The organism is Enterobacter sp. CPE_E1241 (assembly GCF_045618265.1).
Lineage (GTDB): Bacteria > Pseudomonadota > Gammaproteobacteria > Enterobacterales > Enterobacteriaceae > Enterobacter > Enterobacter adelaidei.
Map to the genome: position 1 here is coordinate 481,390 of NZ_JBIWYV010000001.1, position 11,982 is coordinate 493,371.

Genomic DNA, 11,982 nt, shown 5'->3' on the forward strand with positions numbered 1-11,982 from the left:
ATTAACTTCAGTTTTTAAGCTCATTAAGTCTTCATCAGCGAGTCCACTCTATTCGCATTCATTGTAAATATGTAGCATATTCTTCATTCTGTTATATCATTAACAAAATCCCTCGAAGGAGGGGAGACAATAAACAGAGAGTGGTGAGTGAAAATGAAATATCTCCTTCTCATCCTGTCGCTTCCGACAGAAAACGCCGCCGTCCGGATGCGGATCTGGCGTGCACTCAAAGCGTCCGGAGCGGCAGTATTGCGGGATGGTGTCTATCTGATGCCTGAAACAGAATTATGCAGGATGACTCTGGATGCTCAGGCAAAGGATGTCTGTGATGCTGGAGGGATGGCTTTGGTACTCAATACTGAAGAGCCTGAAGGTTCCTGTTTCGCCAATCTTTTCGATCGTGGTGAAGATTTTGCGGTACTGCTTGTAGAGATCTCACGTGCACAGGGAGCCCTGACCGGGGGGAATGTCCAGGAAACACTCAGGCTGGTTCGCAAACTGCGAAAATCGTTTACCGGTCTTGCTGACATCGACTTCTTTCCGGGAGAGGCGCAGCGCCAGGCGGACAATGCACTACAGGAACTGGAGATGGCCTGCTCGCGGATATTGTCACCTGATGAACCTCATATGGTGATCGGTACCATCCCGAAGTTACGCATAAGTGACTATCAACAGCGAGTCTGGGCAACACGACGGCGTCCCTGGGTGGACAGACTGGCCTGTGCGTGGTTAATCCGGCGCTTTATTGATCCCCGGGCAAAATTTCTCTGGATGAGCAATCCGGCGGAATGTCCGGCCGGAGCTATCGGGTTTGACTTCGATGGGGCCACATTCAGTCATGTGGATAACAGGGTAACTTTTGAAGTGCTGCTGGCTGGTTTTTCTCTGGAACAGGAGGGGCTTTCACGCACCGGGATACTCGTGCATTACCTTGATGTCGGCGGTGCCCAGCCCCCGGAGGCTGCCGGGGTGGAAAGTATTCTGGCGGGATTACGTGAAACCTTTACCGACGATGAGCAACTGCTGAATGCGGCCTGTCCCATTTTTGACAGCCTTCTGCTGACCTACAGCAAAAGCGCCTCCAGCGACGATAAGCCGGGTCATTAAGCCTCCGGTGTGGATCCATCAACACAGGTCATCATAGTCATGGACATCAATAACAGCAGTTCTTCAGACCCGGTATTTCCCTCTCAGCAAACACCGGCATATGAACGGCACGGTGTGTCTTTTCGAGAAGCGTTGCTGGTATGGGTGCGGGTTGCCGCGCTGAGTTTTGGCGGACCGGCAGGCCAGATAGCCGTGATGCACAGGATACTGGTGGAAGAAAAAAACTGGATCAGTGAAACCCGTTTCCTGCACGCCCTCAACTATTGCACTCTTGTTCCTGGTCCGGAAGCACACAAACTGGCCGTCTATATCGGCTGGTTACTGCATCGCACCCGGGGAGGGCTTGCTGCCGGGATATTATTTATTCTGCCTGGCCTGCTGGCCCTGGGAACACTGAGCTGGATTTATGCCAGCTATGGCCAGATTGGCATTGTCCAGGCGCTCTTTTTTGGCCTCAAGGCTGCGGTGCTTGCCGTAGTGCTGGAAGCCGTAATGCGGGTCGGCCGGCGGGCACTAAAAAGCCAGGCCATGGTGGGTGTTGCCGTCTTGTCATTTATCGCGATATTTGTGTTTGCCATCCCTTTTCCGTTCATTATTGCGGCAGCTGCGCTGATCGGATTTATCGGGAGTAAAACCGGGATCAGCGCTTTTCAGCCCCGTTCAGGCTCTGACAAACCCGATGCGGCGGATGATTCCGGGGCAGCGATTGATGTCGCGTTTGCTCAGGAAATCCCTGAACACGTGCGACCTTCTCACAGAAGAGCCATAAAAGTGACGCTCCTGGGTTTACTGATATGGCTGGGACCGCTGATGGCTTTTGTGGTCACGATGGGGGTTGATAACGTCTATACCCATATTGCGGTATTTTTCAGTAAGATGTCCGTGCTCACGTTCGGCGGGGCTTACGCGATACTGTCTTATGTGGCGCAACAGGCTGTTGAACATTTTCACTGGCTTACCCCGGGGGAAATGTTAATCGGACTGGGGATGGCTGAAACCACTCCGGGTCCGCTGATTAGCGTTGTGCAGTTTGTAGGATTTATGGCGGCATTCCGCGATCCGGGAGTATTCAGCCCGGTGCTGGCCGGGACGCTGGGCGGTATTTTAGCCAAATGGGTGACCTTTACCCCTTCGTTTCTGTTTATTTTTATCGGTGCGCCCTATATCGAGGCATTGCGTAACAACAAGGCACTCAATGCCGTACTGTCTACCATCACCGCCGCTGTCGTGGGAGTGATACTCAACCTGTCCGTCTGGTTTGCCCTGCATACGTTGTTTGCGCAAATTAATGTTGTTCGCACTTTTGGCATGGTCCTGCAGGTACCGGTACTGTCCAGCCTGGAACCCTGGTCACTTGCGCTATCCTGTGTTGCCATGCTGGCGCTGTTCCGCCTGAAGCTGGGAATGATGACGACACTGGCCACTTGTTGCGCCGCCGGGATTGTTCTTCATCTACTCGGTACAGGACCCTGAGTGTTCTTTAGTCTGTAAACGATAAGGCAAGAGAAAAAACTGTCAGGTTTTGCCTGTTAACGCCCCCTGAAACCATTTATGCCGGATTCGCTGATTGCCGGCACTCACTGGAATCGTACATGGCGTAAAAAAGCTTCAGGTATCCCAGCGTTATACCTGAAGCAGCATAAAGAGTGTCGGAGGTGTTATCACCGCTTCCCTGCGCAGTCCCTCCTGACCAGAATGGTATTAACTCAATTGCCCAAGGCAGGTTTTCAGGCTCAAACGGGTGGCTTCAACATCGCTGTGGATGATGGTGCACCAGTCGTCACGGTTAGCCCGAATATCCTCCAGCCAGCTGTTCAGGGCCTGATTGAATGCCATGGTTTTCTCGCGCTGCGGCCAGCTCATCTGGTTCGCGCTGTAAATGTCCTGCCCGGGCTGCGGCATCTGTACAGTTTGCTGTGTCGACATCCGGGAAGTCACTGACCAGGTATCAGAGTTACCATCCCAGGAAGGCATCACAGGGAAGCCCGCACCGCGCAAAGCGATATCCCAGGTGGCATCAAACAGGAATGTTTTCCCGTCTAACTCAAAAGTCACGGTGTCATGAAACCCCTGTGTTTGCGGCAAAATGGCCAGTATTTCCGGAGGAATGGGTAAATCAGCCCAGTCAAACTGCACCAGTTTTCGCCTTGCCGTAATACCACCGGCAACCAGCAGTCGTTCGGCCGCGGCGGCTTTATGACGACAATCGCCAAAACCCTGCTCAAACAGGCTCATGCTTTGGTCATTCCATGAACCGAGCTGATAGGGCATTCGCCTGACCAGTTCAAAAATGGCTCTCCGCAATTCCGTTGAGCCACTCTGAAGCCCGAGAGACTGCAAGATCCAGCCCGGTGTTATCGTCTCCTGAGCAGAGCGACGAGTGATTATTTTTTGCCATGTATTACTGACTCTTTCCGCCAGAGAGGCTGCCAGGGTTTCCCCCGGCAGTAATGTTGTCATCAGCAATGCTCCTGTGGTGGTGAGGAAATGTCTACGCGTCAACATATCGGGCGTTACACCTCCACGCTGCGACGAAGCGCCGACATAACCAGTGATTCACAGACCACTTCTTCATCCTGCGCCCGATTCACGCCAGGGAAGACCATCTGGCTCATCGGGGACGAACGAAGCCGGTGATAGCGGGCAATCGCGCCATTCATGCCGCCCATTTGCTTGCGTCTGACCAGCCGCAGCCCGTGCTCCCAGGCGACTTCATCCATCGCACTTGCCAGGACAGGATCATGGTTGAAGATTAAGACGCCATCCCCTTTCAGCAGGCGTGCTGCGTTGCGAAGGAATGCCGCGTAATCCTGCTCGAAATAGGCCGCTGCCTGGGAGTAGATAATATCGACCTCACCGGCCTGAACGCCCCGGTTCTCCAGGGCACACAGCCCGGCAGCCGTCACGTAAGGGTGCTCAGTCACGCCTTTTGGTAGCGATTCATGCCATGGCGTGAGATTGGTGAAGTGCAGGAATGCACTCTCCCCGAGTTGCTCTCTGAAGCCCTCAGCAAGCCCGGAAATTGTCGCCTGATGGCTGGCCGCTTCTTCTGCACGAAAACCCGCCCAGGCAGCACCAATTTCGAGGAAGGTGACGGTGCCATTTTTGTGGTGAATGTTCTTCGCGTAGTGAACGATATCGAACCCAATTTCCCGCGCCAGACGAAACGAACCGCCGCTGGAGGTCCAGGGGCCGTCAAAGCCAAAGGCGAGGATCGCTTTAAGCATCGAGCCCGTTTCCTGATGCATCATTTTCAGGAACGGAATGACCTTCCGCCGTGAAGGAACCGGAACATTCGGACGCAATTTTTTGGCCTGAAGGTCGCGATTAACGCCCATGCAGAGCGTCTGCCAGTGCAGGGGATCAATACGATAATTGAGTGCAGTGAAATTCCGCGCAATCTCGCGACGCGCCTGGATAGAGTCTTTATACATAGCCTCTCCGCTAAATCTGAAGTTGATTAAAGCCGGGCAGGAAACAGCTGCCGGTAACAGCGATCAGATCTGGCGGGTGCTGGGAGGACGGTAGATGATGTCCGTGGCTTTAACCGGGCTACGGAGATCGGCAAGTGGCAACCATCTGTCTGCTACAGGGGAGAGGGAAATCTCCACAGAGGGCGGCTGTTCAGGGGTTTCATGGAAATGGTCTGTCTGATGATGACCTGCGTGACCAGACTGAGGGATATCCGAATCGTGAGAGTGATCCTGCATTGTCATGGTGACTTCTGCATCGTGCAGATTCATCTCGTAGCCTGTCAGGCCGTTTGTACCGTGCGACGCAAACGTCCCCATCGACGACATCATCATGCCAAAGGCCATGATGACAATCATCAGAACATAACGGGGTGAACGCTTAAACATCAGGTACATCGCTCAATGCTTCTCTCAATGGACAATGACAATGGTTTAAAAAGATTAGCATCCCCCCGGGGAGGATGTAAGGGCTGGAGTGTAAAGTCTTGTATTGCCGGGATGAATAAAATGGGCCCGCATCATGCGGGCCCGATCAATCAGATGACGCGCTTGATACTCATGTACTCCCCGTTGGTATCCAGTTGGATCGTGATCGTCTGCGAACCTCGATTTCGCCAGAACCAGCCGTGCTTCCCGTCAAAGGCGGCCTGCAATACCCCATCTCCGGAGGTTATCTGCCGGTCCTTGCCATAGCCGTGGTAAAACCCTTTCGGTGCGTTAACCGGATCGCCGTGCGCATCAACGTTTACAGGGCCGGAACTCATCCACTGAAAAGCCACCCGGGCGTCCTTACGCATTTCCATCTTCACTTCAGCCGCTTCATTCGGTTTCAGCGTAATCAGCAACTGATTGCGTTGAGAACCGGTTGTTGATACTTCCGGCGAACGGGTTGTCACTGGTGCGCTAAGTTCCGGGTAGTTGTTTTGTGTGATCGTCGGCGGATTATCCGGCACCGGGCGTTCATTTTCCGGGGTCGTTGACTGCCCCCATTGACCTATACTTGCTTGTTTATCTGCAACGGCTTCAGCAGCCAGTTGTGTTTTTATCTCTCCCATTTGCTTGAGACCCAGCAAACGTCCTACGCCTGTCGGATCGATACCATATTCGGAAGGCATGACGATAGTGATCAGCAGTGTCAGCGCAACAATCGCCGCCAGGATGGTTGATTGCATCAGTTTGAATGCCGACGGCAATTCTGCACGGGTAGGTAAATCAGTGTTATACATTCTCTTTTCTCCCTCAGGCTAAAATGTAGCCACAAATCTGGTAACTCATTAACAGGAAACCGGCGCTCATCATGACGACGTTGGCGGTGTAGGCATGGCGGAAAAAGCCCGCCGTCTGCCGCCAGTAGCTCATGATGATCAGGATGGCGCTGAGCGCCAGCAGCTGGCCTATCTCCACCCCGACATTGAAGGCAATCAGGTTGACGAAAAGGCCATCGGGAGAGATTTCGAACTCCTTGATTTTGGTCGCCAGACCAAAGCCGTGGAAGAAACCAAAGATGAGCGTGGCCAGCTTCGTGTTTGGCTGAAAACCAAACCAGCGCTGGAAAGCTCCAAGGTTATCAAGTGCTTTGTAGACCACTGACAGACCGATAATGGCATCAATAAGATAAGCGCTGACGCTGATATTGAAGAACGTGCCGATAAGCAGCGTCGTTGAGTGCCCGACAGCAAACAGGCTGACGTACAGCCCGATATCGCGCATTTTGTAGAGAAAGAAAATCACGCCAAACAGAAACAGCAGGTGATCGTAACCGGTCACCATGTGCTTCGCGCCAAGATAGATAAACGGAATGATGTTAATCCCGGTGATTTCCTGGATGTACCCTTTGTCGCCCTCCGCCACGCCGTGGGCAGACGCGCCCTGGCTGTAGAACAGCAATAACAACAAAAAAAACAGACAAGCTGAACGCGCCTGAGCAGAAAGCAGGCCACCGCTCAACCGGCCCTGCATATCAAGGCTGGTATTCATAAAAACCCTTACAGTTTGAATAATAACGAATTAAAGGAAGTTATTAGGCAATCAGGGATCTCGGAGGGCGTTCGGGGGCGGCCAGGGGCATCCGCAGGATTTGTTCTGAACTCAGCGCAAACATCGCCCGCATGCCTGCGTTCCAGGCCTGCAAAGCAGTCAGTGTGAAGAGTTTGTTCAGATCGTGGGAATGATCGGCATTGAGGTGATGCACGTTACCGTGCGAGTGGAACAGCAACGGATCGTGCTCATTCAGCGGTTCATCGCTGTCGTGCTGATGGTCACTGATGGACGTTGTATCCTGGACGTTGTAGACAGCCTGTGGTTTTGCCATAAGCGAACTGCTCAGCACGGCAACAGCCATGATGATAAGCACGATTCTGGAAATGACTTCACGGCTGATAAACACAGTCAACGGCATCCTGATGATACAAGGTAACAACGTGCGTAATGTATCCGCTATGCTGGCCTGATTTCAATAGCTGTTTTGAGTCTCGTTTTGTCTGAAATATTTCAATATTTCCTAGCTTCCATTTTTGGCACAGAGCTGTCTGTCAGATTAGGTTTGGCTCTGTGCCATAGATGTGTCAGGTCATATCTGAGCTAATACAACTGATGCCTGTCTGTATTTCATCCATGGCGCACTGTCTGAAACTTTCAGGAAATCACTGAGAGAAAAAGAAAACGCTCATAAAATGTAAAAATATGATCCTTTTTTCTGATCAATTTAAACATGACACATTTTCTCAGGATATTCTCAGCAGTAGTGACTTTCCCGTTAAGGGCTTCATCGTCCTGGTTCAAACCACAATGTGGGAAGATCTTTGCGTTGACACTATTGCCTGAGGTGCGGGAATTGTGTACGCTTAATTTGCTAACGTTGTCTCTGACAACTGCCAATGCCTGAGTGATTTGAGACAGGCGCCTTCGGGTAATCACATGCCAATGCCATCATAACCTGAGAGATGGTGCTTTCGGGCGGTTCAAACCTGTTTAACCTTTGCAAACAGGAACCTGATTACAGGTTAAGGTCCTTTTCTACTTAACTTCACACTACCAAACACCTGATTTACTCATCCGGCATTTTTGGCCTGATTCTCACCCTAAGGGATACTTTCCCTTTGGGACGGTTCCCTTTTTTCATAAGGAATCGTACCCATGCATTACACCAGCATGATCAATCCGCTCGCGTTACTGAGTTGTGACTCACCCGCTTCTGCAAAAATCATTGTGGATTACGTAAAAACTCAGCTTAACGTTCGTCTGGATAACAAACTCATAGTCGACGCAGATCCTCAGGTTCCTGCTGACGGCCTTCCTGATTACCTGACTTTTCTCAGACATGTCGCGTATACAGTTGGTTTTGCAACTGAGCATGGCTTCATAAAACATACCTTTGTCGAAGAAGCAGTGAGCGAGCTTACGCTTCTGGGGACAGATGTTCACAGTTTTCACTGGAGTACAGCTTTTCTTCAGGGCGTTACCAGGTCTCGCGAGGAAAAAGAGCTGGACGAAGCTACAGAGCAATTGCGCGAAATGTTTTATCAGAGCGCCCATTTCTCAGACATCGCCTGACGGCCTTATTAGTCGAAGATTTTCTCACCCTAACGGGACTTCTGTCCCGGTCAGGGACAGGATTCCACAACTCTTTAAGGAATCCTTTATGAACGAGTTAATTCTCACCGAAGATTTTCACATCCGTGCCAGCGAGCGTAATGCTCACAAAGTTGCACTGGCTAAAGCGGAAGGCGAACTGCTGAGTATCGCAGCGCTTCGCCGCCTTGACCTAAATACCGGGACAGATGAAGACGGCTTTCCGTATTACGTCTGGGATATGGCTTCTGTTGCCCGGGAACTGGCTGAACTGTATGTTCGAAAACTTATACCGGGATCATGGGAGGCATTCTTTAACGACCTCTGCCGCATGGCAGAAGGTATTGATAAAGAAGCCTGGACATATTTCTACAAAAGCGCAGTCAAAGACGAAGAGGCCTTTCTGTCTATGGAACGCAGCGATGCTGATTTCTGACGTGATGCACTGAACCCTATGGGGACTTTCTCCATACGGAGGTGGTTGTGTTTTCTGAATGAAGCCAGCTTATAACTGATGTACCAACCCATGCGGGGACAACCTCCCTGCATCTGCGGTGATGGTTTTCTCCGCATTAACTAAGGAGAAAACCATGAGCAGTATAATACTGTTGTTTATCACCCATACCACGCGCGTCCTCAGCCGCATTTCAGAAGCAATGCGGCAGCAGCAGGCCGAATGGTTCACCAACCGTAGCGGTCACAGCAGTTTCCGCGCCGAGGTCGTTCAGTCTGAAGGGGGTTTTACCGCCATCATTTCACGCAGAACGGGCTACAGTTCGCGTGACTGGCAGTATCAGCAACTGGCCAGCGCCGGTCAGTTTGCCTCCGCACGTAAGGCTTTACGGGCGGGACGGCAGATGGCGCAGCAGATGGCCTGGCTGCGTTACCGTTTCGACTGAATCAGTTCTGACTGATTAACACTTCCCGGAGGGACCTTCCCTCCAGGGGAGGTCTCCTCCTTATTAATTTAAGGAGTCCTGATGATTCGCTTTACCTCAACCGAATTACGCCCTCTTTTATCACAGCAGGGCGGTATGCAAAGGCCACTGCTGCTTGAAAAGAACCTTGGTATATACATCCGGGTTCCGGATGACCGAAACCCCGGCGAATGGCTCAGGGCATGGGCGGAAGGTTGTAATCCCTCGAAAGATGCAAACTGGTCGGAAAATGCAGACCTGTTAATTCCCGGGAAGGAATACGCTTTTCAGACCTTTATGGAGCAGAGCAAATTCGACGCCGTTCTGAACGAACACCACGATCTTTTTATGATGCCATCGGCCGGTCCACTGGGGACTGGTATGACAATTCGTAAGGAGACCTGCCCGCCAGAAAAGGTGTATGTCCTGGTGGAGGAATATCGCAGCAATATTCGCTGGCTCTACGATCAGTCTCTCCGGCATTTACCTGCCTGTGTAGGGAATGCGGAACGTCTGAGCTGGCGCTCACAGGCGCTGTCTGTGCTTGACAGGGTAATCCGTCTCGACTGTAAACGGGCAAAACCGGCTGATCGCACGATGTTTGAGAGTGCGGTTCGCAGCGTACGCAGCAGCGTCAGCGAGGTGATGTCTGATGGCTCTTTCCGTTACGCGGGAACCCGCCGCTAGGTTGTATTACTGACTATCTCTGACTTTTTTCCACTCCCGGTGGCGCATTCTTCCGCCCCGGGGAGGATGCGCCCTTTTTTACAGGTTGCATCCTTATGAACAAATCCATTCGCGGCCGTAAGGCCGCGCCGGCTCAGAAAGCCGATCTTTACCAGCAGGTCACCGACAAAATCATTGCCGCCCTGGAAAAAGGGGTTCCACCGTGGCGCCGGCCGTGGCGTTCTGCACAGAACGTACATGGCAGCGCGTTACCGGTGAATGCCACAACCGGCCGCCATTACAGCGGAGTGAATATACCCTTGCTGTGGATGTCTGCTGAAGAGCGGGGATTTTCATCCGATCGATGGCTGACATACCAGCAGGCGAAAGCCGTGGGTGGTCAGGTGCGCAAGGGTGAAACCAGCTCGATGGCCATCATCTACAAACCGTTTGAGAAACAGGCGACGGATGGCAACGATAACAAGCTGTTCGATAAAGACGGTAATCCCGTCATGGAGTCGCTTGCAATGCTGAAGCCGCTGCAACTTTTCAATGTCGCCCAGTGTGATGGACTGCCGGATGCTGTTGCCGGCATGCCGCCAATAGAGGCAGAAGAGGAGCGGCATTCCATACTCAGTGAACAACAACAGGGGCAGGTACTGTCAGTACTGAATGCAACCGGTGTGGTTTGCACATCGTACCGACAAAACCGGGCGTATTATCAGCCATCAACCGATCGAATTGTGATGCCTACGACTTCACAGTTTAATTCTGAAGCTGATTACTGGTCCACACTACTGCATGAACTGGTTCATGCAACCGGCCACAGCCGCCGTCTGAGCCGTGAAGGGATAACATCTTCTTCGCGAAAATTCGGTGATCCAGTTTACGCCTTTGAGGAGCTTATTGCCGAAACCGGCAGTGCTTTTCTTTGTGCAGAGCTGGGTATTTACGGTGATGTTCAACATGAAAGCTATCTGGCCAGTTGGTTGAAGGTACTTCGTGACGATAAAAAAGCCTTTTTCCGCGCCTGCCGGTTTGCCCGGGAAGCGTCGGATTTTTTACTGCAGCCACTGAACCGACAACCGGAACAGAACAAGGCTGCTTAACAATAAACTTGATGGCTCTGGTCATCAGCATCCCCTGAGGGTATCTCCTCAGGGAGATGCCCTCTGTCTAAACTAAAGAGGAGTAATAACTATGTTTTCATGGTGCAAAAACCGTCTGGAAATCACTGCGAAATCTGTTTGTATTGACGTGATGCAGTCCTGGATTGCCGGCACTGAAACTCCGCGTTATCGACATGCCATACGGCAGGCCATAAAGCTGTTTCTTGCTGGATGTGCCGGGATACTTAAGCCAACAAAAGCGACAGAGTTTACTGCTTATCCGATGCTTACGGCCGCCGGTACGGGGGCTTCTACTTCGGCAAACCAGGCGTTCCAGCATTTCCTGGAATTAATGGAAAAGGATGCGTGGCTCGACAGCGCTACTATTGCACGTATGGAGAAGATCTGGGTTCAGTCCGGCCTGGAAACACTTAAATGGGAGAGTATTCCAGTTTCATCGCGCCAGATAATGTCCCAGTTGATGGCTGTTCACTATGCTGACTGGTTTGGTGTTGCCAGCTTCGGGGAACAGTTCGATCCGCAGGAGCGTTGGGAATGGCTCAGTATAATGCCGGCCGCGAGTTGTCCCTGCGATATGCTGATGATAATGCCGTCACGTCTTGCAACTGAGCTGAACGGTAACAGTGGTTTGTTCCGGGGGCTTAACACAACTGCAGATCTTTACACGCAGCTGTATGGTGTGGAGTTCCCGGCTGGTCATAAAGCCAACTGGAGCCGTGAATCACTGGGCACGATATTACTGACGTTCGATACCCCCTGGTACCCGCCATCTGGAGAGGTTATGGGTGAGATGTCAGAGCTGTTTGACTGTGAGATCCGTCATTACTGGAAATCAGTGGATGAAGGTTTTTCCGGATATAACTGTTTTGACCGCGGTGATCACGTTGACAGTGGCCCCTGGCCGGAAGAAATGCAGCAACTGAGCAACGGTGAAACAGCAAGAATGTACCTTGTCTCTACGGAAACCACAGCGGTAACGCCATATGCGGCGCCAGCGGCACAATACGGGAGCATTCGGGCCTGACACTAAACCAGGATAACCCGGGCTAACCGGTTCAACATACTGGCCACAACACTTGTTGTGGCTTTTTTTCACCCTGACGGGAAACACTGTTTCCC

Annotated in this window: 14 protein-coding genes; 8 read left to right on the forward strand and 6 right to left on the reverse strand. The window is 51.9% G+C overall.

Annotated features, from left to right (window positions below; genetic code table 11):
* Nucleotides 1–153 precede the first annotated feature (153 nt).
* Together ACJ9Y9_RS02260 and chrA are read left to right on the forward strand one after the other, a co-directional pair.
* Nucleotides 154–1,107 (forward strand): chromate resistance protein ChrB domain-containing protein, encoded by a 954-nt coding sequence (locus ACJ9Y9_RS02260; RefSeq protein WP_032676617.1) that lies wholly within the window; start codon nucleotides 154–156, stop codon nucleotides 1,105–1,107.
* A gap of 114 nt (nucleotides 1,108–1,221) precedes the next feature.
* A complete protein-coding gene (chrA, locus tag ACJ9Y9_RS02265; RefSeq protein WP_072268467.1) occupies nucleotides 1,222–2,580 on the forward strand; it encodes a chromate efflux transporter in 1,359 nt (452 codons plus the stop codon).
* 228 nt (nucleotides 2,581–2,808) lie between these two features.
* Here the strand turns inward: chrA and ACJ9Y9_RS02270 are convergent, their stop codons facing one another.
* The 6 genes from ACJ9Y9_RS02270 to ACJ9Y9_RS02295 form a co-directional block, all read right to left on the reverse strand.
* Nucleotides 2,809–3,567, reverse strand: coding sequence for a hypothetical protein (locus tag ACJ9Y9_RS02270; RefSeq protein ID WP_032676619.1), 759 nt, complete (start codon nucleotides 3,565–3,567; stop codon nucleotides 2,809–2,811).
* A gap of 53 nt (nucleotides 3,568–3,620) precedes the next feature.
* Nucleotides 3,621–4,541 (reverse strand): methyltransferase domain-containing protein, encoded by a 921-nt coding sequence (locus tag ACJ9Y9_RS02275; protein WP_407226054.1) that lies wholly within the window; start codon nucleotides 4,539–4,541, stop codon nucleotides 3,621–3,623.
* Between the two features lie 63 nt (nucleotides 4,542–4,604).
* The gene (locus ACJ9Y9_RS02280) at nucleotides 4,605–4,967 is read right to left on the reverse strand and encodes a hypothetical protein (protein WP_226991620.1); all 363 of its coding nucleotides are present in this window, start codon (nucleotides 4,965–4,967) and stop codon (nucleotides 4,605–4,607) included.
* A 149-nt stretch (nucleotides 4,968–5,116) separates the two neighbouring features.
* Nucleotides 5,117–5,806 carry a hypothetical protein gene (locus tag ACJ9Y9_RS02285; RefSeq protein WP_032676623.1) on the reverse strand — a complete coding sequence of 230 codons (690 nt, stop codon included), beginning with the start codon at nucleotides 5,804–5,806 and terminating at the stop codon, nucleotides 5,117–5,119.
* Between the two features lie 13 nt (nucleotides 5,807–5,819).
* Nucleotides 5,820–6,557: a HupE/UreJ family protein gene (locus tag ACJ9Y9_RS02290; RefSeq protein WP_032676624.1), complete on the reverse strand. Its 738-nt coding sequence runs from the start codon at nucleotides 6,555–6,557 to the stop codon at nucleotides 5,820–5,822.
* A gap of 43 nt (nucleotides 6,558–6,600) precedes the next feature.
* Nucleotides 6,601–6,966 carry a hypothetical protein gene (locus tag ACJ9Y9_RS02295; protein ID WP_032676625.1) on the reverse strand — a complete coding sequence of 122 codons (366 nt, stop codon included), beginning with the start codon at nucleotides 6,964–6,966 and terminating at the stop codon, nucleotides 6,601–6,603.
* Nucleotides 6,967–7,715: 749 nt separating this feature from the next.
* On the opposite strand from ACJ9Y9_RS02295, the gene ACJ9Y9_RS02300 reads away from it, so the two are divergent.
* The 6 genes from ACJ9Y9_RS02300 (at nucleotide 7,716) to ACJ9Y9_RS02325 (ending at nucleotide 11,887) form a co-directional block, all read left to right on the forward strand.
* Nucleotides 7,716–8,132, forward strand: coding sequence for a hypothetical protein (locus ACJ9Y9_RS02300; protein WP_032676627.1), 417 nt, complete (start codon nucleotides 7,716–7,718; stop codon nucleotides 8,130–8,132).
* An 88-nt stretch (nucleotides 8,133–8,220) separates the two neighbouring features.
* Nucleotides 8,221–8,586, forward strand: a complete 366-nt coding sequence (locus tag ACJ9Y9_RS02305; RefSeq protein ID WP_001003975.1) for a hypothetical protein — start codon at nucleotides 8,221–8,223, stop codon at nucleotides 8,584–8,586.
* A 154-nt stretch (nucleotides 8,587–8,740) separates the two neighbouring features.
* Nucleotides 8,741–9,049 (forward strand): hypothetical protein, encoded by a 309-nt coding sequence (locus ACJ9Y9_RS02310; protein WP_032676630.1) that lies wholly within the window; start codon nucleotides 8,741–8,743, stop codon nucleotides 9,047–9,049.
* A gap of 81 nt (nucleotides 9,050–9,130) precedes the next feature.
* Entirely contained in the window at nucleotides 9,131–9,754 is a 624-nt protein-coding gene (locus tag ACJ9Y9_RS02315; protein ID WP_032676632.1) for a hypothetical protein, read from the forward strand.
* 95 nt (nucleotides 9,755–9,849) lie between these two features.
* Complete coding sequence (locus ACJ9Y9_RS02320) at nucleotides 9,850–10,842, forward strand: ArdC family protein (RefSeq protein WP_032676633.1); 993 nt, start codon at nucleotides 9,850–9,852, stop codon at nucleotides 10,840–10,842.
* Between the two features lie 91 nt (nucleotides 10,843–10,933).
* The gene (locus tag ACJ9Y9_RS02325) at nucleotides 10,934–11,887 is read left to right on the forward strand and encodes a DUF1281 domain-containing protein (RefSeq protein ID WP_000493293.1); all 954 of its coding nucleotides are present in this window, start codon (nucleotides 10,934–10,936) and stop codon (nucleotides 11,885–11,887) included.
* The last annotated feature ends 95 nt before the right edge of the window (nucleotides 11,888–11,982 follow it).

Excerpts from the sequence above, each read along its gene's own strand:
- ACJ9Y9_RS02260 (WP_032676617.1), top strand. The coding sequence starts at position 154 with ATGAAATATCTCCTTCTCATCCTGTCGCTTCCGACAGAAAACGCCGCC.
- ACJ9Y9_RS02270 (WP_032676619.1), bottom strand. The coding sequence starts at position 3,567 with ATGACAACATTACTGCCGGGGGAAACCCTGGCAGCCTCTCTGGCGGAA.
- ACJ9Y9_RS02275 (WP_407226054.1), bottom strand. The coding sequence starts at position 4,541 with ATGTATAAAGACTCTATCCAGGCGCGTCGCGAGATTGCGCGGAATTTC.
- ACJ9Y9_RS02280 (WP_226991620.1), bottom strand. The coding sequence starts at position 4,967 with ATGTTTAAGCGTTCACCCCGTTATGTTCTGATGATTGTCATCATGGCC.
- ACJ9Y9_RS02285 (WP_032676623.1), bottom strand. The coding sequence starts at position 5,806 with ATGTATAACACTGATTTACCTACCCGTGCAGAATTGCCGTCGGCATTC.
- ACJ9Y9_RS02290 (WP_032676624.1), bottom strand. The coding sequence starts at position 6,557 with ATGAATACCAGCCTTGATATGCAGGGCCGGTTGAGCGGTGGCCTGCTT.
- ACJ9Y9_RS02300 (WP_032676627.1), top strand. The coding sequence starts at position 7,716 with ATGCATTACACCAGCATGATCAATCCGCTCGCGTTACTGAGTTGTGAC.
- ACJ9Y9_RS02305 (WP_001003975.1), top strand. The coding sequence starts at position 8,221 with ATGAACGAGTTAATTCTCACCGAAGATTTTCACATCCGTGCCAGCGAG.
- ACJ9Y9_RS02310 (WP_032676630.1), top strand. The coding sequence starts at position 8,741 with ATGAGCAGTATAATACTGTTGTTTATCACCCATACCACGCGCGTCCTC.
- ACJ9Y9_RS02315 (WP_032676632.1), top strand. The coding sequence starts at position 9,131 with ATGATTCGCTTTACCTCAACCGAATTACGCCCTCTTTTATCACAGCAG.
- ACJ9Y9_RS02320 (WP_032676633.1), top strand. The coding sequence starts at position 9,850 with ATGAACAAATCCATTCGCGGCCGTAAGGCCGCGCCGGCTCAGAAAGCC.
- ACJ9Y9_RS02325 (WP_000493293.1), top strand. The coding sequence starts at position 10,934 with ATGTTTTCATGGTGCAAAAACCGTCTGGAAATCACTGCGAAATCTGTT.